This is a genomic window from Mesorhizobium sp. M7A.F.Ca.CA.003.01.2.1 (genome assembly GCF_003998945.1).
In the GTDB taxonomy this organism is placed as follows: domain Bacteria; phylum Pseudomonadota; class Alphaproteobacteria; order Rhizobiales; family Rhizobiaceae; genus Mesorhizobium; species Mesorhizobium ciceri.
Map to the genome: position 1 here is coordinate 1 of NZ_RZRA01000809.1, position 2,661 is coordinate 2,661.

Here is a 2,661-nt window from a genome sequence, read left to right on the forward strand (position 1 = left end):
GTGTTATGATCTACCTCCAGGACGCTTGCACCGCAGTCCTCAACAGTTGGAATCACAATTAGCTCATTCATGAACTTGTTTATTTCCACCACGCCACATGTAGAAATTTGTGGGAGGATTATATCATTAAACTGCCGTTCAGCTCTCGCCAACAGATATACGATTATCTGTTGAGCAGAATAATAATGAGACCAGCGCTCTAGAAGTTTGACGAACATTTCCTTCATTTCGATGGCATCAGAGTAGGAATCCTCTCGGCCACTCACGCTCAACTTTGCGCGTAGTCCCCGAACACCGTCGTGCGATCGTTGAGAATAGAACCGTTTGAGTCTGTCGATGGTGTCTCTGGCTACTTGATTTCTTTCAATTTCAAGCTCAAGCTTTTGTAACAGCTTTTCGATCGCGCTTACGCGGTTTGCGGCGATGTTCTTGTAAGTATGGTTGATGTCGCGAGCCGCCATGTCGCGACCCGCGCTGGCTCCCGACTGATCGACTGTGGTTGAATTTGCCGTCACGCTACGCGCCTTTATCGACACGTTACTTCGTGATCGTCTTGTCACGTCCTACTAAGTCGCCACCAGCGGTAGCGCCACCCTGATTAACGGCGTTTCCACCAGGGCCTGCTCGATTTTTGATAATTTGAAATGTTATGAGCGAACCAGCGCCCAGACCTACTAGAAAGCTAATTATTTCAGAAATGTAGTCTGCAATTGCTGCCATGAATCACCCCCGAGCCACGGCCAGTTTAGCACCCTTTTTCTATTTTGAAACTACTTAAGGACCTAGTCCCCCATCTTCAAGGCCTGGATAAACGCCTCCTGCGGAATGTCCACCTTCCCGAACTGCCGCATCCGCTTCTTGCCTTCTTTCTGCTTGTCCAGCAGCTTGCGTTTGCGCGAGACGTCGCCGCCGTAGCATTTGGCGGTGACGTCCTTGCGCAGCGCCGAGATGGTTTCTCGGGCGATGACCTTGCCGCCTATTGCCGCCTGGATCGGGATCTTGAACAGATGGTTCGGGATCAGCTCCTTGAGCTTCTCGCACATCTGCCTTCCGCGCTTTTCCGCCGCCGTGCGGTGCACCAGCATGGACAGCGCGTCGACCGGCTCCTCATTGACCAGGATCGACATCTTCACCAGGTCGCCCTCGCGGTAGTCGGTCAGGTGATAGTCGAAGGAGGCGTAGCCCTTGGAGATCGACTTCAGCCGGTCGTAGAAATCGAAGACGACCTCGTTGAGCGGCAGATCGTAGATCAGCATGGCGCGCTTGCCGACATAGGACAGGTCGGCCTGGATGCCGCGCCGGTCCTGGCAGAGTTTCAATATGCCGCCGAGATAGTCGTCGGGGGTCAATATGGTGGCGCGGATCCACGGCTCCTCGATCGCCGAGATCTTGACCACGTCGGGCATGTCGGCCGGGTTGTGCAGTTCCTTCATCGAGCCGTCGGTCAGAGCCAGCCGGTAGACGACGCTGGGTGCCGTGGCGATCAGGTCGAGGTTGAACTCGCGCTCCAGCCGCTCCTGGATGATTTCGAGATGTAAGAGGCCAAGGAAGCCGCAGCGATAGCCGAAGCCGAGCGCGGCGCTGGTTTCCATTTCAAAAGAGAAGCTGGCGTCGTTGAGGCGCAATTTGCCGACTGCGGCGCGCAGATCCTCGAAATCGGCGGCGTCGACCGGGAACAGGCCGCAGAACACCACAGGCTGCGCCGGCTTGAAGCCGGGCAGCGCCTTGGCGGTGGCGCGCTTGTCCTCGGTGATGGTGTCGCCGACGCGCGTGTCGGCCACTTCCTTGATCGAGCCGGTGAAGAAGCCGAATTCGCCGGGGCCGAGCTCGTCGACATTGATGCGCGCCGGTGTGAACACGCCGGTGCGCTCGACCAGATATTTGGCGCCGGTGCCCATCATGCGGATGGTCTGGCCCTTCTTCAGCACGCCGTCGATGACGCGCACCAGCACGATGACGCCGAGATAGGCGTCGTACCAGCTGTCGACCAGCATCGCCTTCAGGGGTGCCGTGGCGTCGCCTTCGCGCGGCGGCGGCAATTGGTGGACGATGGCCTCCAGGACATCCGGAATGCCGAGGCCGGTCTTGGCCGAGATCAGCACGGCGTTGGAGGCGTCGATGCCGATCACCTCCTCGACCTGCTCGCGGATGCGCTCGGGCTCGGCGGCCGGCAGGTCGACCTTGTTCAGCACCACGACGATCTCGTGGTTGTTGTCGATCGCCTGGTAGACATTGGCCAGCGTCTGCGCCTCGACGCCCTGGGAGGCATCGACGACCAGCAGCGAGCCCTCGCAGGCGGCCAGCGACCGCGACACTTCATAGGCGAAGTCGACATGTCCGGGCGTGTCGATCAAATTGAGGATATAGTCCTCGCCATTGTTGGCGCGGTATTTCAGCCGCACCGTCTGCGCCTTGATGGTGATGCCGCGCTCGCGCTCGATGTCCATCGAGTCCAGCACCTGCTCCTTCATGTCGCGCAGCTCCAGCCCGCCGGTCAGCTGGATCAGCCTGTCGGCAAGCGTGGATTTGCCATGGTCGATATGGGCGACGATGGAGAAATTGCGGATGTGGTCGAGGGGCGTGCTCATGGCGCGCGTTTAGCAGGGGTGGCTTGCCCGAGCAAGCTGTGCGCCTTTGCCGGAGCAGGCAGCACGGGCACCT

At 58.9% G+C, this 2,661-nt stretch carries 2 protein-coding genes; both read right to left on the reverse strand.

What is annotated here, in order from left to right:
• A partial coding sequence (locus EN969_RS25885) for an ABC-three component system protein (protein WP_164758490.1) occupies positions 1–515 on the reverse strand: 515 nt, incomplete at its 3' end.
• A 267-nt stretch (positions 516–782) separates the two neighbouring features.
• Complete coding sequence (gene lepA, locus EN969_RS25895; protein WP_063169622.1) at positions 783–2,588, reverse strand: translation elongation factor 4; 1,806 nt, start codon at positions 2,586–2,588, stop codon at positions 783–785.
• Between the last annotated feature and the right edge of the window lie 73 nt (positions 2,589–2,661).

Bases quoted from the DNA above. Each gene is read 5' to 3' on its own strand.
- lepA (WP_063169622.1), bottom strand. From the start codon at position 2,588: ATGAGCACGCCCCTCGACCACATCCGCAATTTCTCCATCGTCGCCCAT.